The following is a 24,613-nucleotide window of genomic DNA, read 5'->3' as shown; positions in this document are numbered from 1 at the left end:
ACGGACTACACCAAAGCCGGCGCTGCCGGGCCGACCCGGCGATAATGGCCCGGTCCCGGACGGGGCTGGGGGCCCCGCACCCCTCACTTCATATCGTCTAGGCTGAGCGTCGACGTCGTAAGGAGGCGCAAATGAACGAAGCAGAAGCCCTGCGCATGACCCTCTCGGACGTTGCCGCCCTGGCGCAGGTCCAGCGCCCCGTCGTGTCCATGTGGCGCAAGCGCAGCGCCGCGTCTGCCCACCCGTTTCCGGCTCCGGCAGCGCTCGACGGCGGGAGGGAACTATTCGACGCCGACCAAGTCGGCGCATGGCTGGAAGCCACCGGCCGCGGCAACAACACCGAGGCGCGGTACGACGCCGCCGCCTTTGCCGCCCCGGCTCTGCAAGGCCGGCGGGAGACCTTCAACGCCCTGACGTCGCTCATGGCGTTGAAGGTCCTGACCGGCCGACAACTGTCAACGCTCGGCACGGATCAGCTACTGGACGTCGCGGACGAATGCGACCCGGACGATCGCCTGCTCTACGCCGAACTGGAAGCCCTGAGAGACGAGTTGACGGCGCTGGCCGGCTATGGGGACAGACTGACCGACAGTGCGTACAGCGCACCGGCAGCATTCGAAATGCTCCTGGCGGACCGCTTCCGTGCCGGACTTCGCGAACACGCGGACACCGCCCTCACGGCACCGGCCCTGTCTCTGGTCGCGTCGGCCGCCACGGCACTGGCCGCCACCCTGGACGGTCGCCCGGTATTTGTCGATCCGACGGCCGGCGGCGGCGACCTCCTGGTCGCGATTCTCCAGGCACACGCCGATGCCGCCAACGTTCCGGTCTTGGCCACGGACGACGACGGCGCCGCCGCGCGCCTCTTGCGGCGACGGCTCGCGGTCCACGGCGCCGACACGGGATTGGTCAGCATCAGGGGCGAAGACGGCCTCGCCGTCTCCGGGCCAGCAATTCAGGTGGCCCAGTACCCCTCCCCCGGCAACCCCCGTGCCACTGCGGAGGACATCCTGACGGGAATCGAAAACATCGTGCTGCAAATGGACGACGCCCAGCGCGCCGTAATAATCGCACCTGCCAGACTGCTGTCCGCTCCCCTGACCGGAACAACCGGCAACCTGCGAGGCGACCTGTTGCGCTCAGGCCGCGTCCGGGCCATCGTCCAGCTGCCGCCCGGCCTGCTCAAGGCCAAACCCCGGGAGCTCCAGGCCCTCTGGATCCTTGGGCCGTCCTTCGCCGAAGTCCCTATCGTCGACCGCTGGACCATGGTGGCTGACCTCAGCACCCGGCAACTCACGCAGGGCGTCAGCCAGGACCTCGTCAGCGACGTCGTTGCCGCTATGGGCAACCGCTGGACTCTCCGCGCGCATTCCTTCCGCTTCGCACGCCTCATTCCCACCCGTACATTGCTGGCCGGAAAGGGATGCCTCGTGGCGGCGGCCGCACCAACGACTACGCGCGTCAGGGCCAGCGCCGAGACCGCCTTGAGGATCGACGAACTGCTCAGATCCGGACACTCCGGGTCCACGGAAGCCGGGCTTGTGGTTGAGCCGGTGGAGGCACCGGCGGCAACGGGCACCACCAAGGTCGAGGAACTGCTGCGTTTGGGTAACCTTCGGTACATCAAGGGCAACCGGGTTCCGGAGGCAACCGCGACCAAACCGGAGGGCATCAGGCTCCTCGGACCGGCGGATCTCCTCAACCCGCATGCTGCGCCGCAGCGGTACATCGACCTTCTCGAGTTTGCCGCCAACAATCCTTCCGGCCGGCTCACTGAGCCGGGCGACGTCGTGTTCTGCACGAGCCCCCACCCCGCCGCTCTGGTGGATCACGACGGCGGCTCCGCCGTCGTGTTTCCTGCCCGAGTGCTGCGGATCGACGCCGGCGACCCCGGCGGGCTGCTGCCCGACGTCGTCGCCGCGGACATCAACACCCTTCCCGCAACGGACAAGACCTGGCGCCAGTGGCGCCTGCGCCACGTGCCGGATGCCCAACGAGACCAGCTCGCCGCATCGCTTGCAAGGCTGCAACACGGGCAGGACTTGGCCCGCGAACGCCTCAAACGCCTGGAGGAACTCGCTACCCTGATTACGGACGGCGTAGCGGGCGGAAGCCTCACCCTGACAGAACCCAGCAGTAAGCTCGCCGAACCACAGACCGAAGGAACCCAGTAATGCCCCCGAAATTGAAGGTGGAGCTCGCCCCGTCCACCATGAAGGAACTCAAGGACACCCTTTGGAAGGCCGCGGACAAGCTGCGCGGCTCCATGGATGCCTCCCAGTACAAGGACGTGATCCTGGGACTGGTATTCCTGAAGTACGTCTCGGACGCCTTCGAGGAGCGCCGCGGGCAGATCCAGGCCGAGCTGGAAGGGGACGGGCTCAATGAGGAGCAGATCGCTCAGCTGATCGACGACGTGGACGAGTACACCGGCCGCGGCGTGTTCTGGGTCTCGGAGCGGGCGCGCTGGACGTACCTGGCCGAGAACGCCAAGGGCCTCCCATCGATGGGCGGCGCCGAGCCCAAGCAGATCGGGCAGCTCCTGGATGAGGCCATGGACCTCATCATGGCCGACAACAAGAGCCTCGCTGCCACGCTCCCCCGCATCTACAACCGCGACAACGTGGACCAGCGCCGCCTCGGCGAGCTGCTGGATCTGTTCAACTCTGCCCGTTTCACCGGCCAGGGCGCCAGCAAGGCCCGCGACCTGCTCGGCGAGGTGTACGAGTACTTCCTGGAGAAGTTCGCCAAGGCCGAGGGCAAGCGCGGCGGCGAGTTCTACACCCCCGCTGGCGTGGTCCGGGTCCTGGTGGAGGTTCTCGAACCGCACCGCGGCCGCGTCTACGATCCCTGCTGCGGCTCGGGCGGCATGTTCGTCCAGGCCGAAAAGTTCCTGGCAGCGCACAACATGGAGGGCTCGGACATCTCCGTCTACGGCCAGGAGCTCAACGAGCGCACCTGGCGAATGGCCAAGATGAACCTCGCCATCCACGGCCTCAACGCCAACCTTGCTTCCCGCTGGGGCGACACCTTCGCCCGCGACCAGCACCCCGAGCTGACCGGCAACAACGGCGCAGACTTCATCATGGCCAACCCGCCTTTCAACATCAAGGACTGGGCCCGCTCCGAGTCCGACCCCCGCTGGAAGTACGGCGTCCCCCCGGCCGGCAACGCCAACTACGCCTGGATCCAGCACATCATCTCCAAGCTCGCCCCCGGCGGCAGCGCCGGCGTGGTCATGGCGAACGGTTCCATGTCCGCCAACTCCGGCGGCGAGGGTGAAATCCGCGCCCAGCTCGTGGAAGCAGACCTCGTCTCGTGCATGGTTGCGCTGCCTACGCAACTTTTCCGCAGCGTGGCCATTCCGGTCTGTACCTGGTTCTTCGCAAAAGATAAGACCCCCGGCAAACAAGGATCTGTGGACCGCACGGGCCAAGTGCTATTCATCGATGCCAGAGACTTAGGGCACATGGTTGACCGTACAGAACGTGCACTGTCCGATGATGACATCGCGAAGATCGCCAATACCTTCCACGCCTGGCGGGGCACTGCTTCAGCGACGGAAAATGGACTGACATACGACGACGAAGCCGGCTTCTGCTATTCCGCCAGCCTCGCTGAGGTCAAGGCTGCAGACTACGTCCTGATGCCGGGTCGATACGTCGGGGCAGCCGACGTTGAGGACGACGGGGTGCCGATCCAGGACAAGATTGCACTTCTATCCAAGGAGCTGTTTGACCAGTTCGAGGAGTCCGAGCGGCTGGCACAGGTTGTGCGCGAGCAACTCGGGAGGGTTTCGTGAAAAGTGCGACATCCATGCTTCTGAAGGAGCTTCTGCTTGAAACGAAGGATGGTGACTGGGGCAGTAGTGAACCCGCAGTGGGCTTGCTCCCCTACCACGTAATTAGAGCCACCGACTTCATTTCGGCATCTCACGGCGACGTGCGCTCGGTACCACTCAGATTTCTTCCGAGTCATACCGTCGAGCGTCGGACTGTCCAAATCAACGACGTACTCATCGAAACCGCCGGTGGTTCTCCCGGGAGACCAACTGGCCGCACCATGTTGATTACTCAACGAGTGACAGACGCCTTCGACGGGCCGATAACGTGCGCGAGTTTTGCTCGATTCATGCGCGCCGACCCCGAGATAATCGACCCTCGCTACCTCTACTGGTTCATGCAGGGTCTCTACCAGTCCGGGGAAATCGAAAAGTACCAGGTACAGCACACTGGGGTCGCCCGGTTCCAGTTCACGCAGTTTGCGGCTTCACAACGGATTCCTTTGCCTAAGTTGTCGGATCAGGGGGCCATCGCGGAAGTAATGGGGAGCCTCGACGACAAGATTTCCGCCAACATGCAACTCTCGGTAACCACACACAAACTGCTCCAGGCCGCATATCGAGGACTTGCCATGGTGTCACCATCGCTCACAGTCCCGGTAGAGAATCTGGTCGAACGTCTCAGGTCAAAACGCAAGTTCACGAAGGACGAACTGACCGACCACGGAGCGTTCCCGGTATTCGATCAAAGCGACTCCGGCTTCCTCGGCTATTTGAACGGTGATGGTTTCCTTGAGGCCAGTGCAGAGGAGCCAATCCTTTACTTCGGAGATCACACCTGCAAGCTTCGCATCTCTGCGGAGAGATTCATTGTGGGGCCCAATACAGTGCCGTTTAGGGGTTCTGGAGTACCGTCACTGACCCTGTACTGCGCATTGAACGGCCTGCAGAATCACGAGGAGTACAAGCGCCATTGGCAACTGCTGATGAAAAAGGAAGTCTCAATCCCGGACGCCCCGAACGCGGCTGATTTTGCATTGCGTCACAGGCATCTGCTTTCCCTACTCAAGAGTCTGAGTCTGGAAAACACACATTTGAATGCCACCCGTGACGCTCTCCTCCCGCAGCTCATGTCCGGCAAGCTCCTAGTCAAGGACGCAGAGAAGAAACTGGAGGGCGCGGGGGTATGAAACCGCCAAGTGGCGCGTCAGCCAACAACACCGTAGCCGATTGTCGCGACGTGGCAAGCCAAACAATTGTGAAGGCGCCCCTTTCACAATTGCCCGGGTACCACGCAGGGCGCTGATCCTGCCCAGCATCGGCGAACTCGAAGCCGATTTTCACCCGACACTTAGCATGACATCCGGTCAACCAGGGGGAACCACCGTGACAGCAGCACCCGCCGTAGCCTTTTCCGAAGCCGACTGGGAAGGCGTCGCCTTAGAGCTGTTGGCCGAACCGCTCGGCTGGCGCCCTGCCACCGGGCAGGGCATCGCACCCGGCAGGGGCGAGCGGGATTCCTGGGACGAGCTGCTGATCCGGCCCCGGTTGCTCGCGGCCCTCCAGCGGTTCAACCCGACGGTCCCGGCCCAATACCTTCAGCAGGCCCTCACCGAAATCGCCGCGCCCAAGTCCAACGACGCCATCACGGAGAACCACCGCATCCACAGTTACCTCGTGGAGGGGTGCCGGCTCAGTTACATCGACTCGGATGGCAACGAGGCCAACCCCACCATCCACCTCCTCAGCTCGGACCCGGACCAGAACGACTGGCTCGCCGTCAACCAGGTCACCTTGGTGCAGGGCGACTACAAACGCCGCTTCGACGTCGTGCTCTACTGCAATGGCATGCCGGTGAGCATCATCGAACTCAAGAAGGCCGGCAGCGCCACCGCCGACGTAGCCTCAGCGCACGCCCAGCTGCAGACCTACCTGCGCGAGTTCCCTATGGCGTTCCGCTTCTGCGTGTTCACGCTCGCCTCTGACGGAATCCAGGCCAAGTACGGCACGCCCTTCACTCCACTCAACCACTTCTCACCCTGGAACGTCGACGACGACGGCGTGCCCGTCGCGCCCGGGTACATGGAAGACGGCGAAGCTGTGACGGCGCTGGAGACGTCACTTCAGGGGCTCTTCAACCAGGAGCGCTTCCTGCAACTGGTCCGGAATTTCACTGCCTTTGACGAGGGATCGGACGGACTGTCCAAACGCATTGCCAAGCCGCACCAGTATTTCGCAGTAACCAAGGCCGTGGGCAGCACCGTCCAGGCCGTGGAGAGCAATGGTAAGGCCGGCGTCGTCTGGCACACACAGGGTTCGGGCAAGTCCATGGAGATGGAGCTCTACGCGAATCTGGTGGCAAGGCACCCCAAGCTCAAGAACCCCACCGTCGTGGTCATCACAGACCGCAACGAACTCGACGGCCAGCTGTTCGCGGGCTTTGATCGCAGCCTTCTGCTCGCGGAGTCCCCCAAGCAGATCAGGAAACGCTCCGAACTCCGGGACGAGCTGAGCAACCGCACCACCGGCGGCATCTACTTCACCACCCTGCAGAAGTTCGGCCGCAGCAAGTCGGAGAAGGACGCCGGCGCCGACCACCCGCTGCTGTCCGACCGGCGCAACATCATTGTGGTGGTGGACGAGGCGCACCGCTCGCACTATGACGACCTGGACGGCTACGCACGGCACCTCCGCGATGCCCTCCCCCACGCGACGCTGATCGCCTTCACCGGGACACCGATCTCCTTCGATGACCGCAATACCCAGGACGTGTTTGGCGAATACATCGACATCTACGATCTCTCCCGGGCAGTGGAGGACGGTGCCACCGTGCCGGTGTACTTCGAGCCACGGCTCATCAAGGTGGGGCTGGCCTCGGACGTAACGGAGGAGATCCTTGATCAGGCGGCTGACGAGGCCACTCTGGGCCTGGACGAGACGGAACGGGCGCGCATCGAGGCGAGTGTCGCCGTCGTGAACGCCGTGTACGGTGCGCCGCAGCGGATCGCGGCGCTGGCCGCTGATCTGGTGGCGCACTGGGAGAACCGCAGCGCACGGATGGGGAAGTTCATCGAGGCCCCAGGCAAGGCAATGATCGTGGGCGGGACGCGGGAAATCTGCGCGAAGCTGTACACGGCGGTTGTTGAGCTGCGGCCGGACTGGCATTCCGACGATCTCGCTAAAGGCAAAATCAAGGTGGTCTACTCCGGGACAGCGTCCGATGTGCCTCCGGTCTCCAACCACGTGCGCCGCGACTCACTGAACGCGACCGTGAAGGAACGGCTCAAGGACGTGGACGACGAGCTGGAACTGGTGATCGTCAAAGACATGATGCTCACTGGCTACGACTCGCCGCCGCTGCACACCCTGTATCTGGACCGGCCGCTCAAGGGCGCCCTGCTGATGCAGACCCTGGCCCGCGTAAACCGCACGTTCCGCGGCAAGAAGGACGGGCTGCTGGTGGCGTACGCCCCCCTGGCGGAGAACCTGGCCAAGGCTCTGGGTGAATACACGCAATCCGACCGGGCGAACAAGCCGGTGGGCAAGAACATTGACGAGGCCGCTGCTGCCGCGCGTGACCTGGTGGAGTCCCTGCGGGGGCTGCTCGCCGGCTACGACTGGAGGGACGTGCTGATGAAGGGCGGCCCAAAGGCGTTCGTGTCGGCGGCGACGGGCGCGGCGAACTACCTTCGCAGCCCGGAGACACCGGGGAACCAGCCCGTCGCGGGAGAGGAGACACTGGCCTCAAAGTACCGGCGCTTTTCCAGCCAGCTCTCCCGGGCGTGGGCGCTGTGCTCTGGGTCCGAGACCCTGGCCGAGCTGCGCCCGGAGATCCAGGTCTACGAAGAGACCCGGGTGTACATGGCCAAGTTCGACGCCGCCGACCGGCAGGCCAGCGGCGAACCGGTGCCGGAAGAGATCCAGCGGCTGCTCGGCAACCTGATCGCTACCGCGACGTCGTCCGGCGAAGTGCTGGACATCTACGAGGCTGCAGGCATGCCCAAGCCATCCTTGGATGACCTGACCCCGGAGTTCATCGTCAAGACCCAGCAGGCGCGCAACCCGCAGCTGGCCATCGAGGCACTGCGGAAGCTCATTTCCGACGAGTCAGCGAAGACAACCCGGAACAACGTGATCCGCCAGCGCGCCTTCTCCGAGCGGATCACCGAGCTCATGAAGAAGTACACTAACCAGCAGTTGACGTCTGCGGAGGTAATCGCGGAGCTCGTGGAGCTGGCCCGTGAAGTGGCCGCCGAGAGCCACCGCGGCGCCCGGTTCACTCCCCCGCTGAATTCCGATGAGCTGGCGTTTTACGATGCCGTGGCGCAGAACCAGTCTGCGGTGGAGGTCCAGGGCGAAGGCATGCTGGCGGACATCGCCCGCGAACTAGTGTCGGTGATGCGCCGTGACGTGCGTACTGACTGGACTGTGCGTGACGATGTCCGGGCGAAGCTGCGGTCGTCAATCAAACGGCTCCTGGTCCGTTTCGGCTACCCGCCGGACAAGCAGCCGGAGGCCATCAAGCTGGTCATGGAACAGATGGAGTCCATGGCCCCGCGTTTTGCCGACGCACGGCGCTGAATCCGATCCGATCCTCGAGTTCAGTCCTGTCACGGTTTGTCGAAATCTCACGCGCCTGAAGCGATAGTAACTGTACCGATCATGTCAAGAGAAGGATACCAAATGGTTGCAACAGCCGACGAGTTTGTGCCGACGACTGAGACATTTCTAGGCCTATCTTCCACAGGCTGGACGGCCTTGACGGCCTTGGCCACTGCACTCTTGGTCCTCGCCGGTGTAGCCACCGTAGCGGCTGCCATAGGCGACAGCCGGGGCCGGAACAGGCCAGTTCTGACTCCAGAACTCGAGCTGACGAAATGGGGAGGCGGGCTTGATCTCGCAATCACGAATCACGGTGCTTCGCCTGCTTCCAACGTTTTAGTCAAATTTACCAAGAACTATGTCGACACAAAGGCTCCGGCCGGAAGTAACGCGGAGCTATATAAGGAATACCTCCTGAAGAAGTATTCTACGCCTATTCACACGTGGGGTCCTGGGCAGAAGGAAGTAAATGGCTGGATCTTGGGAACGGAACATCAGAAAGCAATAGACGGCCTACCTAAGGATGACGAAGAGATCACCATTTCGTACGACAGACGAAGCATCTTAAATCTCATACCAGGAGTAAATCGTCGTTACACAGAGACATATCCCCTGGCTATGGTAAAGCGTATGCACGACCTCACCACCACGTCTAGCAGGGACTTAGATCAGCAGATGAAGGAAGTCATCCAGCAATTGAAGAACATCACCCAGGCAGTCAGTAACGGGCAGAAATAATGTTATTCCTCCAATGGGGCCAGCCATGGTCGACGAACGAGGAGGCTCAATAAATACATATCCGCCCTAGGAATTCTCATTAACTGTCTGCCGCCAATTGCCAGACCAACCTGCCGAGGCGTTCCGCAAACCAATTCCCCCAGTCATCAACTCAGTCTACGAGCACCGACGCAAGAACTCCCTTAGCTAGCACGAATGACCCCCGCAATTTCCTCCGCCATTTCCTCGATGGTCGTAAGTGACGAGTTCAGCGCCAGAATCCCGGCAAGCAAGGGGGATTGGGTCATGACCTCGTTCTTGGACACTCGATGCCAAACCGGGAGGATCAGGTTCTCTCCGGATTCCATCTTTCTCCCGAAGAGAGCATCCAGTTCCGCCTGAGTCCATTGCTTTCTGAAGAAATCCGGCGAGACAATGACCACGCCGAACCGGCAGTTCGCTATCCCGGTCTCAATCTCCTGTCGGATACTCTGGCCCAGCTTAATCTTTAGTTCATCGAACCAGACTGAGATTCCGCGGCTCTCAAGGGCGTCCTTCAGTGGACGTGCGATGTCGTCCTTATCTTCACTGGCGTGGGAGAGGAACACGTCTGATGTTGCAGTGACAGGCAGGGCGGCCGAGATCGCTGATCCAATTCGAGCAGGAGCGCGAAATTGAAGGGCAGCCCGATCATTTTCCCGCCTCAGCTGGGCGAAGGCCTTAGTCTGCGCGTCTCGTTGTTCCTTCTCGTACTTCTGTTGAGTGGCGTAGACCTTCGTTTCGATGCCAGCGAGTTTGGTTTCGGAATCAGCGCGCTTCTTCTCGGCGTCATTTGCTGCCTTAGTCGCACGCTCCGCTTCGGCAAGCTTGCTTTTGACTGTCGACGTGCTTGTCGATCTGCTGGCCGCACTGCTCGCGTCTGCTGCCTTCTTCCGTTGAGCTGCCACCACCCCAGAAGCCTTGGCAACGTCGCCCCTGTGCCTGGATTATTCAGAACGCAGGCGCCGCAACTCGCTTTCGTAACTCAATGATGCCCCTTTGGCTTCCGAATAACAGTTCCACTACTTCCAAACGAGCCGAACTCTCCCCCCCGAACGCGCGTAATCTGGTTGCTTACGTCTAGGTCGCCCCCACGTTGCACGGTCAAGTACCGAAGACATCCGAAATAACCACCGACACGCCGGCCCTCGCAAACTACCCGCGAACCGCAGGCCGGCGGGCGTCGCCGCCACCGCGTCGGCATCCGAAGGACCAAAGACCCAAGTGCACTAGCGACAAACTAACTGGACGAAAAGACCAAGTGTCCGGTCAACCAAGAAGGTAAATGGACCGGACGGACGGAACGGAGAAGAAGAAGAAGGACGACGGACGAACCACACAACCTAGAAGTCCCAGTCGTCATCCTCAGTATTAACAGCCTTGCCAATCACATAAGACGAACCCGACCCCGAGAAGAAGTCGTGGTTCTCGTCCGCGTTCGGTGACAGGGCCGACAGGATGGCCGGGTTCACGTCGGTGACGGAGGCCGGGAACATGGCCTCGTAGCCCAGGTTCATCAGCGCCTTGTTGGCGTTGTAGTGCAGGAACTTCTTGACGTCCTCGGCCAGGCCGACGGAGTCGTAGAGGTCGTGCGTGTACTGGACCTCGTTTTCGTACAGCTCGAAGAGCAGCTCGAAGGTGTAGTCCTTGATCTCCTGCTTGCGCTCCTCGGACAGGCCCTCCAGGCCCTTCTGGAACTTGTAGCCAATGTAGTAGCCGTGCACTGCCTCGTCGCGGATGATCAGGCGGATCAGGTCGGCCGTGTTCGTCAGCTTGGCCCGCGAGGACCAGTACATCGGCAGGTAGAAGCCGGAGTAGAACAGGAAGCTCTCCAGCAGAGTGGAGGCCACCTTGCGCTTCAGGGGATCGTCGCCCTGGTAGTAGTCCATGACGATCTGGGCCTTCTTCTGCAGGTTCACGTTCTCGGTGGACCAGCGGAACGCCTCGTCGATCTCCTTGGTGGAGGCCAGCGTGGAGAAGATGGAGGAGTAGCTCTTCGCGTGCACGGACTCCATGAAGGCGATGTTCGTATAGACAGCCTCTTCATGCGGAGTGATCGCGTCCGGAATCAGCGAGACGGCGCCGACGGTGCCCTGGATGGTGTCCAGCAGGGTCAGACCGGTGAACACGCGCATGGTGAGCTGCTGCTCGTCCGGGGTCAGTGTCGCCCACGACTGCACGTCGTTGGACAGCGGGATCTTCTCCGGCAGCCAGAAGTTGTTGACCAGGCGGTTCCAGACGTCCACGTCCTTGTCGTCCTGGATGCGGTTCCAGTTAATGGCCTCAACGTGGCTAAGCAGCTTGACCTTCTCGGTCATGTCATCCCCTAAAAGTTGGGTTAAGTCTCTGGTTAAAGCGTACGACGGCGGGCGGGCGCCCGCCGTCGTACTGAAGCAAAATCAACCGATATCGGTTACAACATGCAGCTGACGCAGCCGTCCACCTCAGTCCCTTCCAGCGCGAGCTGGCGGAGACGGATGTAGTAGATGGTCTTGATGCCCTTCTTCCAGGCATAGATCTGGGCCTTGTTGATGTCGCGCGTGGTGGCGGTGTCTTTGAAGAACAGCGTCAGGGACAGGCCCTGGTCCACGTGCTGGGTGGCCGCGGCGTAGGTGTCGATGACCTTCTCGTAGCCGATCTCGTACGCGTCCTGGTAGTACTCCAGGTTGTCGTTCGTCAGGTACGGCGCCGGGTAGTACACGCGGCCCAGCTTGCCTTCCTTGCGGATCTCGATCTTGGACGCCACCGGGTGGATCGAGGAGGTGGAGTTGTTGATGTAGCTGATCGAGCCCGTCGGCGGGACGGCCTGCAGGTTCTGGTTGTAGATGCCGTGCTCCATGACGGATGCCTTCAGCTCGCGCCAGTCATCCTGCGTGGGGATGTGGATGTTCTTGAACAGTTCCGCGACCTTGGCGGTCTGCGGGACCCATTCCTGGTTCGTGTACTTGTCGAAGAACTCGCCCGAGGCGTACTTGGACTTCTCAAAGCCGCCGAAGGTCTGGCCGGTCTGGATGGACAGCCGGTTGGAGGCGCGGACCGCGTGGAACACCACCGAGTAGAAGTAGATGTTGGTGAAGTCAATGCCTTCTTCGGACCCGTAGTGCACCCGCTCGCGGGCCAGGTAGCCGTGCAGGTTCATCTGGCCGAGGCCGATGGCGTGGCTCTGGTCGTTGCCGCGGGCGATCGAGGGCACCGAGGTGATGTTGGACATGTCCGAGACGGCTGAGAGGGACCGAATGGCGGTCTCGATGGTCAGGCCGAAGTCCGGTGAGTCCATCGCCTTGGCGATGTTCAGCGAGCCCAGGTTGCAGGAGATGTCCTTGCCTGTCTGGTCGTAGGACAGGTCATCGTGGTAGGTCGTGGGCTGGGAGACCTGGAGGATCTCGGAGCACAGGTTGGACATGATGATCTTGCCGTCGATCGGGTTTTCCCGGTTCACGGTGTCCTCGAACATGATGTACGGGTATCCGGATTCGAACTGGATCTCGGCGAGGGTCTGGAAGAATTCGCGCGCCTTGATCTTGGTCTTCTTGATCCGGGAATCGTCCACCATCTCGTAGTACTTCTCGGTGACCGAGACGTCGGAGAACGGCATCCCGTAGACGCGTTCGACGTCGTACGGCGAGAACAGGTACATGTCCTCGTCCTTCTTGGCCAGCTCGAAGGTGATGTCCGGGATCACGACGCCGAGCGAGAGGGTCTTGATGCGGATCTTCTCGTCCGCGTTCTCCCGCTTGGTGTCCAGGAAGCGGTAGATGTCCGGGTGGTGGGCGTGCAGGTACACCGCGCCGGCACCCTGGCGGGCACCGAGCTGGTTGGCGTAGGAGAAGCTGTCCTCGAGAAGCTTCATCACGGGGATGACGCCGGAGGACTGGTTCTCGATCTGCTTGATCGGCGCGCCGACCTCGCGGATGTTGGTCAGCGCGAACGCCACGCCGCCGCCGCGCTTGGACAGCTGCAGCGCGGAGTTGATGGAACGGCCGATCGACTCCATGTTGTCTTCGATGCGGAGCAGGAAGCAGGAGACCAGCTCGCCGCGCTGCTTCTTGCCGGCGTTCAGGAACGTCGGGGTGGCCGGCTGGAAGCGGCCCTCGATGATCTCGTCGACCATCTGGGTGGCGAGCCGCTCGTCGCCGCGGGCCAGGTGCAGGGCCACCATGCAGACGCGGTCCTCGTAGCGCTCCAGGAAGCGCTTTCCGTCGAACGTCTTCAGCGTGTAGGAGGTGTAGAACTTGAACGCGCCGAGGAACGTCTCGAAGCGGAACTTCTTTTTGTACGCGCGGTTGTAGAGATCGCGGATGAAGTTCATCGTGTACTGGTCGAGGGTTTCGCGCTCGTAGTAGTCGTTCTTGACGAGGTAGTCGAGCTTTTCCTCAAGGTCGTGGAAGAAAACGGTGTTGTTGTTCACGTGCTGCAGGAAGTACTGGTGCGCGGCCTCGCGGTCGGCGTCGAACTGGATCTCCCCGTTCGGGCCGTAGAGGTTCAGCATGGCGTTGAGCTCGTGGTAGCCCAGGCCCTGGAAGGCCGCCGGCATCGCCGGCTTCTCACCCGGGACGGTGTGCTTCTCGACGTGCTTTTCGACGGCGGCGGCGGGCTTCGCTGCGGCGGAGCCGGACCCGGTTACTTCTGTGTCTGCGACAGTCGTGTCCAAAATTGTTCCAATCCTTGTTGTACTCGGCTGACGTCTTCCGGCGTCCCCATGAGTTCGAATCGATATAAATGCGGGACCTTGCATTTCGCGGCGATGATGTCGCCGGCCATGCAGTAGTTGTCCCCAAAGTTCGTGTTGCCCGCCGCGATCACTCCGCGGATCTGTTGCCGGTTGCGCGGATCGTTCAGGAAGCGGATGACCTGTTTCGGAACGGATCCCTCTCCCCCGGTGCCGCCGTAGGTGGGAAGCACCAGCACGAAGGGCTCGGTGGCCACGAGCGCGGGTTCCTTCGCGTGGAGGGGGATCCGTGCCGCGTCGAAGCCCAGCTTCCGGACGAAGCGTGCGGTGTTCTCCGACGTGGAGGAGAAGTAGATGAGGTGGTTGCTGGTGGTTTGGACGGTGTCTGCTGCCAGCGGCGTATCGGCTGTTGCCAATGCCATGGAGTTCCTCACCTCATCTGACGTGATTTCTTGCGAAGCGGTTCAGGCTACGGCGACGGAGACAGCCTGCGCCAGTTCTTCGATCTTGTCCGGGCGGAACCCTGACCAGTGGTCCTGGTCCGTGACGACAACCGGGGCCTGCATGTAGCCCAGGGCCTTCAGGCGCTCGAGGGCATCCGCATCCTGCGAGATGTCGACGCTCTGGTAGGTAATGCCCTTCTTGTCCAGCGCGCGGTATGTAGCGTTGCACTGAACACAGGCCGGCTTCGTGTAAACCGTAACGGTCATGGTCCCTGTCCCCTTTGTTGAAGTCTTTGGTACTGCGTAGTTTTTGCTGCGATCTAGCCACTGCGTTTGAGCTGAGTCTCTGTTGCGTCTTTGGTGCCGGGCCCCTTGCGGAGCCCCTTGTAAGCCTCTGGTGCCAGTAGTCCGGGCGGGCCGATCCGGGACAGGAATCCTCATCCGTTACTGGCCTTGCCTGGCGAGCATTGCTGCTCCGCTGGAACTGTATGTCGATACTACATGTAGTGCAAGAGCCCGACGTGGACCCCTAGATGATGTATTACAAGTATGTCATTTAATGCACCGCCAGTCCACAGGCAGGGTGTCTCAAAATGTCCGTAATTCCGCAGTTTAACCGGACGAAATCCACAGGCTGTGGAGTACCTTTGCACAATTAACTCCCCCGCGTGTCGCCCCGGAGACGGCGTGTCGCGGGTGCGGCGCTTGGGGCCGGAAGGTGCCACACAACACCACATATGGTGTCCGGGAACACGACAAAGGCGGGCACCAGGAGGGTGCCCGCCTTTGTCGGCGTGAGGCGTCTAACAGCTGCGCTCAGTTCGCCGCCGAGCGACGCCGGCAGCTGCGCCCAGTTCGCCGCCACGTGCGACGCCGGGCGCGGCACGGTCAGGCGGCGGATCCGCCGCCCGGCTCGCCCACCCTGCGGCTGTCCAACACGATCTGCTGCACATCGAGGTAGCCGGTTTCGAAACCCGCCCGGGAGTAGCAGAGGTAGAACAGCCACATCCGCTGGAAGATTTCGTCGAAGCCGAGGCCGTGGACCTCGGCGGCGCGGGCCATAAAGCGCTCCTCCCAGAGCCGGAGCGTCTGGGCGTAGTGCTCCCCCATGGCGAGGCGTTCGCGGACGCGGAGTCCGGTCTGCTTCTCGGTGATCTCCTCGATGGCCCGCACGGAGGGAATGACGCCGCCCGGGAAGATGTATTTGTGCACCCAGGTGTAGCTGGAACGGGTGGCCAGCAGCCGGTCGTGCGCGATCGTGATCGCCTGGATGGCGACCTTCCCGCCCGGGGCGAGGACCCGTTCGATGGTCTGGAAGTAGGTGGCCCAGTACTCGAAGCCCACGGCCTCGATCATCTCGACGGAGACGACGGCGTCGTACTCGCCTTCGACGGCGCGGTAGTCCTTGAGTTCGATGGTGACCGCGTCGGCGTAGCCGGCCTCGGCGACCCGCTGGCGGGCCAGTTCCTGCTGCTCGCTGGAGAGGGTGACCGAGTAGACCGTGGCGCCGCGCTGGGCGGCCCGGAGGGCGAGTTCCCCCCAGCCGGTCCCGATCTCCAGCACCCTGGTGCCCTGGGTGACGCCAGCCTTGTCCAGCAGCCGGTCGATCTTGGCCTGCTGCGCGTCGGCCAGACCGTCCCAGGCCGCGCCCTTGATCGCCTCGCCGGACGCCGGGAAGAGCGCGCTGGAGTAGGTCATGGTCTCGTCCAGGAACGTGGCAAAGAGTTCGTTGGAGAGGTCGTAGTGCCGGGAGATGTTCGAGCGGGTGTTCTGCTCGGTGTTGCGTTCCCGGCGCGGCTGGCGCGGCAGGTACAGCGCGCGCAGTTTCTGCAGCGGTTCGGGCACGAGGTTGCCGACGCTGCCCGCGAAGACCTCGAGCACCGCGGTGAGGTCCTCGGCGTCCCAGTCGCCGGCCATGTACGACTCACCCAGGCCGATCAGGCCGCCGTCGCCAACCCGGGCCGCGAAGGCCTCGGGCCGGTTGATCGTCATCACGGGGTGGGCCGGGCCGGACCCTGACTCCCCGGCGGTGGGCTTATCGGCATTGCCTTTGCCGGAAGCGGCTTTGCCGAGCACGGCGCCGTCGGGGTACCGGACCTCCAGCGGAAGCCGGCGCACCGCGGTCTTGAAGATGGCCTCGGCCACGCGGCCGGCGACCGCTGCTTTCAGTCCGGAGGGGACGGTGGCGATGCCGGGCCAGAAGTCGGCGTCGACCACCGCGGGCGGCTGCGGGACGGTGTACGGGACGCCGGTCCGGTACGCCGTCGCCGTCGCTGCCGCCGGAGTGGCGGCGGCCGACGTCGCGGCTGCCGACGTGGTGTCGGTAGAAGCTGCAGCTGTGTCAGGTGCGGCAGCGTCGGGGGCTTCTGTGTCCGTGGCCAGCCCGGTGGGGGCAGCCGACGTCGCCTGGTGCGGGCGCCCTGCGGCGGGTCCGGTCGCTTCGGTGATGGTCACTGAACAGCCTCCTGTGAAGGGTGGTGCGGTCGTTTGATGATGGGCAGCCGACGTGCCCAAAGCTTAATTCCCTGCCAGCGGATCTGCACGGAGACGCGCAGGGGTGCCAGCGGGACCGCGAGCGCCGCGGCGAGGATGTTCGGCACGGTGGCTTCGCGGCGTTCGCCGTCCATGCTGGCGATAAAGGGCTGTTGCCCCTCGCGTTCCAGCACGATCGAGACGGCGAGCCGGTCGCCGGGTTCCGGAAGTTTCATCCGGTACTGGCCGTCGACGTCGTTGAACGGGGAGACGTAGAACGCCTTGGGGACGCTGGCCCGGCCGGCGTCGTCCGTTTCGAGCAGGTAGCAGTGCCGCTCCCCGTACGTGTTGTGCACCTCGGCGAGGACGCAGCGCAACTCCCCGGCGGCGTCGTGGCACCAGAACAGGCTCAGCGGGTTGAAGACATGCCCGAACATCCGGGCGCTGGCCAGCATGGTGATCCGGCCGCCGTCGAGGCTGATCCCCCGGGTGGCGAGGAACGCCTCGACATTGCCGCGCAGGGTGCCGTCCGGGTCGCCCAGGTGGTCCGCGGCGCTGAAGCCGGCGAGCGGCCGGAGCAGGCGGGGCAGCACGGGAAGCCGGTCGACGTCGACATACCAGCTGTAGCTGCGGTAGGTGAAGGCGTTTTTCAGCGGGGTGCGGCGCACATGCGCGATGGACGTGCGGTAGATGGCGGCCGGGGCGCTCATGAGCCCTCCGCGGCGACGCTCTGCAGGTCCGGGTCGATCGCGACGGCCCGGTACTCCTGGTTCAGCGCGACGGCGGCGTCGTCCCAGCTGCGTCCCAGCCGGGCCGCGGCGCGGACCCCGGAGAGGGCGCCGTCCTCGTGGAATCCCCAGCCGTGGTAGGCGCCGGCGAAGGCCAGCCGGTCGTCGCCGAGCGCCAGGATCCGCTGCTGGGCCTTCAGGGACTCGGGAGTGTACTGCGGGTGCTCGTAGACCATCCGTTCAAGCACCGTGTGGTCCGCGATCAGCTCGGATTCGCCCAGGCTGACGATGTAGCGGCCGCCGTCGGCGGGTTCGAGCCGCTGCAGCCGGGTCATGTCGTAGCTGACCAGGACCTTGTCCGGGCGGGCGTCGCAGGACGGCAGCCGGTAGTTCCAGGACGCCTTCGCGTTGTCACTGGAGGGCAGCACGGCGGAGTCGCGGTGGAAGACGGTGTGGTTGACCGAGTACGGCATCCCGGCGAGCGCAGCGCGTTCGGCGGGCGAGGCGTCGCTGAGCATGCCCAGCGCCTGCGCCGGGTGCGTGGCGATCACGACGGCGTCGAAGGTCTCGGTGGTTACGGTGCCGGCGCCGGTGGCGATGGACACCGTGACGCCGTCCGCGTGGCGGCGCACGCCGGTGACCGGGCTGGCCAGGCGGATGTCCGGCAGTGTGGCGGCGAGCTTGTCCACGTAGCTGCGCGAGCCGCCGGTGACGGTGCGCCACTGCGGTGAGCCCGAGACGCCGAGCAGGCCGTGGTGCGCCAGGAAGGTGAAGAGGTAGCGGGCCGGGTACGCAAGCGCCGTGGTGGGGTCGCAGGACCAGACCGCGCTGACGATCGGGGTCATGAAGTGCGAGATGAAGTAGCCGCTGAACTTCTCCCGGGCCAGGAACTCGCCCAGGGTCAGCTCGGGCTCCCCTGAGTTGTCCACTGGGTTTTCCCCTGAGCTCTCCGCTGTGTTCTCCCCTGCGGGGGTCTCCTCGGCGAGCAGGGCACTGGCGCGGCGGTAGAAGCGCATCACCTCGAGCAGCATCAGCAGGTACCGTCCGCGCAGCAGGGTGGCGGGCCGGGGAAGGATGCCGCGGCCCTTGGCCCGGGCGCCGGCGTATTCCAGCCCGCAGCCGTCGCAACGGACGGACATGCTCATTTCCGAGTCCTGCGTTTTAATGCCCAGTTCGGCGAAGAGCCGCAGCAGCGTCGGGTAGGTCCGCTCGTTGTGGACGATGAAGCCGGTGTCGATCCCGAGCACCGGGCCGCCGGCCTGCGGCACGTCGTGGGTGTGGGCGTGGCCGCCGAGTCGGGCCTCGGACTCGAAGAGAGTCACGGTGTCCTGCCGGTTCAGCACATAGGCGGCGGTCAGTCCCGCCACGCCGCTGCCGATCACGGCTATCCGCCGGCCCTCGGGAATCCCTGCTGCATCTGACACTGATCTGCTCCTGTTGGCTGGTACGTCGACTGGCTGAATCGTCCTGGTGAATCCTCTTAGGGGCAATTCGTCGCGGGAGCGCCGGCGGATGTGTCCGGCTTCCAACAATTTCCACTTCTGCCAAATGTGCCAGAATGAAGCGGGATTGCGGTCCCGGCTCACCGGAATTAGGCGAAGGGCAACCCTTGATTAACCCCGTCCACCTGCGGACCCTTGTCGAAGTCACCCGGATGGGCTCCTTCGCGGCGGCCGCCACCCGGCTCGGGTACACGGCGTCGGCGGTCTCCCAGCAGATGTCCGCCCTGGAGCGCGACACCGGCGTCGAGCTGTTCCAGCGCTCCGCCCGCAGCATCCAGCCCACCGAAGCCGCCCTGGTCATGACCCGGCACGCGGCGAAGGTCCTCACCGATATCGAGGCGCTGATGGCGGCGGCGTCCCGCACCGGGGACACCACCCGGCAGGAACTCCGGCTCGGTATTTTCCCCAGCCTGGCCACTTATGTGCTGCCGCGGATCCTCGCCAACCCGGCCTGGAAGAAGCTCGGCATCGACCTGCGGGTGTCCGTGGCGGAGCCGGCCCAGACCATCCAGGGCCTGCGCACCGGCGGCGAACTCGACGTCGCCCTGGTCTACCAGGTGGGCCAGTCCGGCCTGGCCTGGCCGCACACCGTCAACCGGCAGTGGATCGGCGACGACGACTTCCGGGTGGTGCTGCCCGCGGCCTGGGGCATCGGCACGGATTCGAAGGTCGCGGCCGACCACCTGTCCGACATGCCGTGGATTGTGCACCACCCGGGCACCTCCGACGCGACCGTGATCGAGCGGCTCTTTGCCAGCTGTAACCTGCACCCGCGGGTGGTGGCCTACAGCGATGACTTCCACGCCAGCCTCGAGATGGCCGCGGCGGGGCTCGGCGCGGCGCTGGTTCCGGAGCTTGCGCTGCTGCACCGCCCGGCCGGGGTGGTGGTGCTGGACGTTCCCGAGATCCGGCTGGCGCGCAACGTCTTTGCCCTGCTGATCAATGAGAAGCAGACCGCGCAGGTCCAGCTCTTCCTCGACCTGCTCGGGGACACCTTCAACTCCCCGGCCCTGAAGCCCGCGGGCCAGCGCAGGGGCTGACTCAGCGCAGGGGCGCCGATTCAACGCACGGGCGCCGATTCAACGCACGGGCGCTGAGTCAGCCCTTCCGGAACCGCTGCATCAGCTGCTGCCGCAGGCTTGTTCCAGTGCCGGCGAGGGCGCTGGCAATCCGGTGCTTGGTCCGGGTGTAGGGCGGGTAGATCAGTTCCAGGGTGTCCGGCCGGAACGGCTTGGCCAGGGTGGAGCGTTCGTGCGAGAACGTCTTCAGCGAGTGCTCCCCGTGGTAGGCGCCCATCCCGCTGCCGCCGACCCCGCCGAACGGCAGGCCGGGCACCATCAGGTGCGCCGCCGGGACGTCGAAGCACAGCGCCCCCGAGGAGGTGCGTTCGGAGAAGGCCCGGCGGGTCTCGGCGTCGTTGCTGAACACGTACAGCGCCAGCGGTTTGGCGCCGTCGTTGATGATCCGGATGGCTTCATCCCGCCCGGCGACCGGGACCAGCGGCAGCAACGGTCCGAAGATCTCCTCTCCCATCACGGCGTCACCCGGGGCGGGCCGGAGCAGGGTGGGGGCGAAGTGGCGGCTGGCGGCGTTCCGTTCGCCGCCGTGGACCACGGTGCTGCCGTCCGCGAGGGCTGCGATCCGGGCGAAGTGCCGGTCGTTGACGATCCGGCCGTAGGACTCGCTGCGCGAGGCGTCCGGGCCGAACAGCGCGCCGATCGCCTTGACCAGTTCGCGTTCCAGCGGCACCAGCACGTCCTCGGTGGCCAGGATGTAGTCCGGCGCCACGCAGGTCTGGCCGGCGTTCAGGAACCGGCCCCAGGCGAGCCGTTTGGCGGCCTTCGCCAGGTCCGTGGTGGCGTCCACGTACGCCGGGGACTTGCCGCCCAGTTCCAGGGTGACCGGGGTCAGGTGCTCCGCCGCGGCGCGCAGCACCACCTTGCCGGCGGCCTCTCCGCCGGTGAAGAAGATGTGGTCGAAGCGCATCGCCAGCAGGGCGGTGGTTTCCGGGATGCCGCCCTCCACGACCTCCGCCGCGCCGGGCAGGTATTCCGGGATCCAGCGGGCCAGCGCCGCCGAAGTGGCCGGGGCGTGTTCGCTCGGCTTGAGCACCACGGTGTTGCCGGCGGCGAGGGCACCGGCCAGCGGGGCGAGCAGCAGCTGCAGCGGGTAGTTCCATGGGCCGATCACCAGGACAACGCCCAGCGGGGTCAGCTCGGTCCAGGCCTTGGCCGGCTGCACGGCAAGCGGCACGGGGACGGGGCGTGGCCGCAGCCAGGCCTCAAGGTTCTTTTCCAGGTGCACGATTTCGGCCGTGGCGAAGCCGATTTCCGTCAGCAGGGCCTCGGTGGCGTGTTTGCCCAGGTCGCTGTCCAGCGCTTCGGCGAATTCCGTTTGGCGTTCGGCCAGCATCCGGCGCAGGCTGCCCAGCTGCTCGAGCCGCCAGGCGAGCGGACGGGTGGCGCCGGTGTCGAACAGTTCACGGGCTCGGGCGACGGCGGGGGCAACGTTTTGCATCCGCCCAATGTACCGGCACCGGGCGCCCTGCCGGGTCCGGTACCGGATAAAACCTTGGGAATGCTGGAACGGGCCGGATTTGAGGACTATGTTGAAGATATGAACAAGGTAGCGAGCAAGCACTTCGGAGAGGTCGAGCTTAACCACGGCAGGGACCATAACTTCACCGCCAAGCACGAACTGGCGGGCGAGACCGTGGAGCTTGACCTGAATGTCAACGCGCATGACCGCTTCGATGAAGCGGCGCTGCACAAGGTTGACTACCGGCTGCGCTTCCTGCCTGAACTCGTGGACCAGGTCCGCGAAATGATCGCCGACGAGCTCGAGCAGGACGGCACCAGCCCGCAGGAGTACCGGCACTTCCACTGCAACGCGATCAAGGACGAGTACCTGAAGACAGTGTTCGGCGTCGAGGACAAGAGCCAGCTCACCGACGCGGTCTTCCTCAAGGCGCTGAAGCTGGGCCATGTGGGCATCTTCCCCGGCCAGCCGGAACGCTACTTCGTCCTGGACTTCACCCTCGGCAAGCACTTCACCGACGAGGTCCTGGTGGCCTCCGCGGACGAGGACGGCGTCGTGGACGACGAGATCCTCTGGGAGTCCTGAACCGATTAAGCTCCAATCCATTGCTCCGCAACGGCCCTTTTGAGGGGTCTAAAGGGCTTCTGCTCAGCAGTCGATGAATAAGAAGGTACGACGCCGGCCGGTCACCTCTCGAAGGTGGCCGGCCGGCGTCGTTGGTTCAGCGTTCGCTAACCCAGCTGTCAGTCCAGCTGGTCAGGGCAGCTGCGTGCTACTGGGCCGCCTGCAGCAGCCCGGCGCGGACTGTCTTGGTGGCGGTGACCAGGTTGCGCAGGGACTCCTCGGTCTCGGCGTAGCCGCGGGTCTTCAGGCCGCAGTCCGGGTTGACCCAGAGCTGGCGGGACGGGACGTGCTTGACCGCGGTGCTGAGCAGTTCGGTGACTTCCTGCTCGCCCGGGACGCGCGGGGAGTGGATGTCGTAGACGCCCGGGCCCACGCCGCGGCCGAAGCCGTGGGACTCGAGGTCGTGGACGACCTCCATCCGGGAGCGGGCGGCCTCGATCGAGGTGACGTCGGCGTCGAGGCCGTCGATCGCGTCGATGATGGCACCGAACTCCGAGTAGCACAGGTGGGTGTGGACCTGGGTGGCGTCCCCGGCACCGGCGGTGGCGAGCCGGAACGACTTCACCGACCAGTCCAGGTACGCGGCCTGGTCGGCCTTGCGCAGCGGCAGGAGTTCGCGCAGGGCGGGCTCGTCGACCTGGATGATCTTGATGCCGGCGGCTTCGAGGCCGGCGATCTCGTCGCGGAGCGCGAGGGCCACCTGGTTGGCGGTCTCGCCCAGGGGCTGGTCGTCGCGGACGAAGGACCACGCCAGGATGGTGACCGGGCCGGTGAGCATGCCCTTCATCGGTTTGCTGGTGAGGGACTGCGCGTACTCGGCCCATTCCACCGTGATGGGGGCGCTGCGGGTGACGTCGCCCCACAGGATCGAGGGGCGGGTGCAGCGTGAGCCGTAGGACTGGACCCAGCCGTGCACCGTGACGTCGAAGCCGTCGAGGTTCTCGGCGAAGTACTGCACCATGTCGTTGCGTTCGGGCTCGCCGTGGACCAGGACGTCGAAGCCGAGCTCTTCCTGGAGCTTCACCACACGCTTGATCTCATCCTTCATCAGCTGCTTGTACTGTTCGGTGCTGAGCTCGCCCTTGTTCGCGCGGGCCCGGGCGGTGCGGATCTCGCCGGTCTGCGGGAAGGAACCGATCGTGGTCGTGGGCAGCGGCGGCAGGTGCAGCGCCTTGGTCTGCGCGGCTTCGCGGACGCCGTAGGCGGAGCGGCTGAAGTCGGCGTCGGTCAGGGCCGCGGTGCGGTTCCGGACCTCGGCGCGGCGGACGCCGTCGGCTGCGGCGCGGTCGGCGATGATGCGGGTGGCCTCATCGATGGCCGGCTGGACAGCTGCCGGGTCGGTCAGCAGGCCGGCGAGGGTGACGACCTCGGCCGTCTTCTGGTCCGCGAACGCGAGCCAGCTGCGCAGCTGCCCGGAGAGCTGGGTTTCCTCGTCGACGTCGTGCGGGACGTGCGCGGTGGTGGTGGAGGTGCTGACGGCCAGCTTGGCGACGGACTTCTTCAGCTCGGCGATCTTCTCCGCCGAGGCAGCAAGGTCGTTGAGCCAGATGTTGTGGCCGTCCACGACGCCGGCGACGAGGGTCTTGTTGGCCAGGGCGGCCAGGGCCGCGGCGGAGGGCACCCCGCCCTTGAAGACGTCGAGGTGCAGGGCGTCGATGCCGGTCGCGGCGAGGGTGCCGAGCTGGCCGTTAAGCGCACCGTACGGGGTGGAGACGAACAGCTGCGGGCGGTTGGCGGTGGCGGAGAGGACCTCGTAGGAGCGGGCGACGGCGGCCTGGATCGCCTCGGCCGGAGTGTCCTGGTCCACCACGAGGGCGGGCTCGTCGAGCTGGACCCAGCTCGCGCCGGCGGCGGCCAGCTTCTCCAGCAGGGCGGTGTAGACCGGCAGGACGTCCTCGAGGCGGGACAGCGGGCTGAAGCCGGCCGGGGCGCCGTCGGAGGCCTTGCTCAGCAGCAGGAAGGTGACCGGGCCCACGAGGTACGGGCGGGTCTCGACGCCGTTGGCGAGGGCGTAGGTGAATTCCTCAACGATCCGGTTGGAGGTGAGCGAGAAGTCCGTCTCCGGTCCGATTTCCGGAACGAGGTAGTGGTAGTTGGTGTCGAACCACTTGGTCATTTCGAGCGGCTGCTGGTCCTTGTTGCCACGGGCGAGGGTGAAGTAGCCGTCGATGTCGAGCTGGCCCTGCGCGTCCAGGAGGTTGCCGAAGCGGGCGGGAACGGCGCCGAGGTGGGCGGCGGCGTCGAGCACCTGGTCGTAGTAGGAGAAGGTGCCGGGAACGGCGGCGGCTTCGGTGAGGCCGAGGTCCGTGAGGCGCCGGGCGGTGCCGAGCTGGATTTCCTTGGCAGCGGCGTCAAGGGCGGCGGCGTCGATCTTGCCGGCCCAGTAGGCCTCCACGGCCTTCTTGAGTTCGCGGCGGCGGCCGATGCGCGGGTAGCCCAGGATCGAGGCAGCCGGGAACGGAGTGGGGTTGAGCGTGATCTGTTCAGTCATGGCGAAA

17 protein-coding genes are annotated in these 24,613 nt (G+C 64.7%); 7 read left to right on the top strand and 10 right to left on the bottom strand.

Features of this window, described 5'->3' with window-relative positions; all coding sequences use genetic code 11:
- Positions 1–131: 131 nt before the first annotated feature.
- From AC50X9_RS13485 to AC50X9_RS13465, 5 genes are all read left to right on the top strand, one after another.
- Positions 132–2,174: a hypothetical protein gene (locus tag AC50X9_RS13485; RefSeq protein ID WP_494894267.1), complete on the top strand. Its 2,043-nt coding sequence runs from the start codon at positions 132–134 to the stop codon at positions 2,172–2,174.
- Complete coding sequence (locus AC50X9_RS13480) at positions 2,174–3,802, top strand: class I SAM-dependent DNA methyltransferase (RefSeq protein WP_494894266.1); 1,629 nt, start codon at positions 2,174–2,176, stop codon at positions 3,800–3,802. The genes AC50X9_RS13485 and AC50X9_RS13480 overlap by 1 nt, the downstream gene beginning before the upstream one ends.
- Before the next feature lie 14 nt (positions 3,803–3,816).
- Positions 3,817–4,971 (top strand): restriction endonuclease subunit S domain-containing protein, encoded by a 1,155-nt coding sequence (locus tag AC50X9_RS13475; RefSeq protein ID WP_494894265.1) that lies wholly within the window; start codon positions 3,817–3,819, stop codon positions 4,969–4,971.
- Positions 4,972–5,137: 166 nt separating this feature from the next.
- On the top strand, positions 5,138–8,362 hold the full coding sequence (locus AC50X9_RS13470) for a type I restriction endonuclease subunit R (RefSeq protein WP_494894264.1): 3,225 nt from the start codon (positions 5,138–5,140) through the stop codon (positions 8,360–8,362).
- A 102-nt stretch (positions 8,363–8,464) separates the two neighbouring features.
- Positions 8,465–9,121, top strand: a complete 657-nt coding sequence (locus tag AC50X9_RS13465; RefSeq protein WP_494894263.1) for a DUF8453 domain-containing protein — start codon at positions 8,465–8,467, stop codon at positions 9,119–9,121.
- A 182-nt stretch (positions 9,122–9,303) separates the two neighbouring features.
- On the opposite strand, the gene AC50X9_RS13460 is transcribed toward AC50X9_RS13465, so the two are convergent.
- The 8 genes from AC50X9_RS13460 to AC50X9_RS13425 all read right to left on the bottom strand — a co-directional run bounded on the left by AC50X9_RS13460 (position 9,304) and on the right by AC50X9_RS13425 (position 18,875).
- On the bottom strand, positions 9,304–10,050 hold the full coding sequence (locus AC50X9_RS13460) for a toll/interleukin-1 receptor domain-containing protein (RefSeq protein WP_494894262.1): 747 nt from the start codon (positions 10,048–10,050) through the stop codon (positions 9,304–9,306).
- A 432-nt stretch (positions 10,051–10,482) separates the two neighbouring features.
- A complete protein-coding gene (gene nrdF, locus AC50X9_RS13455; RefSeq protein ID WP_024368367.1) occupies positions 10,483–11,457 on the bottom strand; it encodes a class 1b ribonucleoside-diphosphate reductase subunit beta in 975 nt (324 codons plus the stop codon).
- A 95-nt stretch (positions 11,458–11,552) separates the two neighbouring features.
- Positions 11,553–13,673, bottom strand: coding sequence for a class 1b ribonucleoside-diphosphate reductase subunit alpha (gene nrdE / locus AC50X9_RS13450; protein WP_494894270.1), 2,121 nt, complete (start codon positions 13,671–13,673; stop codon positions 11,553–11,555).
- A gap of 86 nt (positions 13,674–13,759) precedes the next feature.
- Complete coding sequence (nrdI, locus tag AC50X9_RS13445; RefSeq protein ID WP_494894261.1) at positions 13,760–14,230, bottom strand: class Ib ribonucleoside-diphosphate reductase assembly flavoprotein NrdI; 471 nt, start codon at positions 14,228–14,230, stop codon at positions 13,760–13,762.
- Positions 14,231–14,272: 42 nt separating this feature from the next.
- Entirely contained in the window at positions 14,273–14,518 is a 246-nt protein-coding gene (gene nrdH, locus AC50X9_RS13440) for a glutaredoxin-like protein NrdH (protein ID WP_494894260.1), read from the bottom strand.
- A 621-nt stretch (positions 14,519–15,139) separates the two neighbouring features.
- Complete coding sequence (locus AC50X9_RS13435; RefSeq protein ID WP_494894259.1) at positions 15,140–16,705, bottom strand: class I SAM-dependent methyltransferase; 1,566 nt, start codon at positions 16,703–16,705, stop codon at positions 15,140–15,142.
- The gene (locus AC50X9_RS13430) at positions 16,702–17,433 is read right to left on the bottom strand and encodes a DUF1365 domain-containing protein (RefSeq protein WP_494894258.1); all 732 of its coding nucleotides are present in this window, start codon (positions 17,431–17,433) and stop codon (positions 16,702–16,704) included. The genes AC50X9_RS13435 and AC50X9_RS13430 overlap by 4 nt, the downstream gene beginning before the upstream one ends.
- Positions 17,430–18,875: an NAD(P)/FAD-dependent oxidoreductase gene (locus tag AC50X9_RS13425; RefSeq protein WP_494894257.1), complete on the bottom strand. Its 1,446-nt coding sequence runs from the start codon at positions 18,873–18,875 to the stop codon at positions 17,430–17,432. The genes AC50X9_RS13430 and AC50X9_RS13425 overlap by 4 nt, the downstream gene beginning before the upstream one ends.
- A 185-nt stretch (positions 18,876–19,060) precedes the next feature.
- Here AC50X9_RS13425 and AC50X9_RS13420 point away from each other — a divergent pair, with 185 nt between their 5' ends.
- Positions 19,061–19,993 carry a LysR family transcriptional regulator gene (locus tag AC50X9_RS13420; RefSeq protein ID WP_494894256.1) on the top strand — a complete coding sequence of 311 codons (933 nt, stop codon included), beginning with the start codon at positions 19,061–19,063 and terminating at the stop codon, positions 19,991–19,993.
- Positions 19,994–20,051: 58 nt separating this feature from the next.
- Here the strand turns inward: AC50X9_RS13420 and AC50X9_RS13415 are convergent, their stop codons facing one another.
- A complete protein-coding gene (locus AC50X9_RS13415) occupies positions 20,052–21,470 on the bottom strand; it encodes an aldehyde dehydrogenase family protein (RefSeq protein WP_494894255.1) in 1,419 nt (472 codons plus the stop codon).
- A gap of 99 nt (positions 21,471–21,569) precedes the next feature.
- Here AC50X9_RS13415 and AC50X9_RS13410 point away from each other — a divergent pair, with 99 nt between their 5' ends.
- On the top strand, positions 21,570–22,076 hold the full coding sequence (locus AC50X9_RS13410; RefSeq protein ID WP_494894254.1) for a DUF2004 domain-containing protein: 507 nt from the start codon (positions 21,570–21,572) through the stop codon (positions 22,074–22,076).
- Positions 22,077–22,263: 187 nt separating this feature from the next.
- Here the strand turns inward: AC50X9_RS13410 and metE are convergent, their stop codons facing one another.
- Positions 22,264–24,606, bottom strand: coding sequence for a 5-methyltetrahydropteroyltriglutamate--homocysteine S-methyltransferase (metE, locus tag AC50X9_RS13405; protein ID WP_494894253.1), 2,343 nt, complete (start codon positions 24,604–24,606; stop codon positions 22,264–22,266).
- Positions 24,607–24,613 lie beyond the last annotated feature (7 nt).

It is taken from the genome of Pseudarthrobacter sp. HLT1-3, from assembly GCF_059383535.1.
This window is presented reverse-complemented; position numbering and strand designations above follow the sequence as displayed.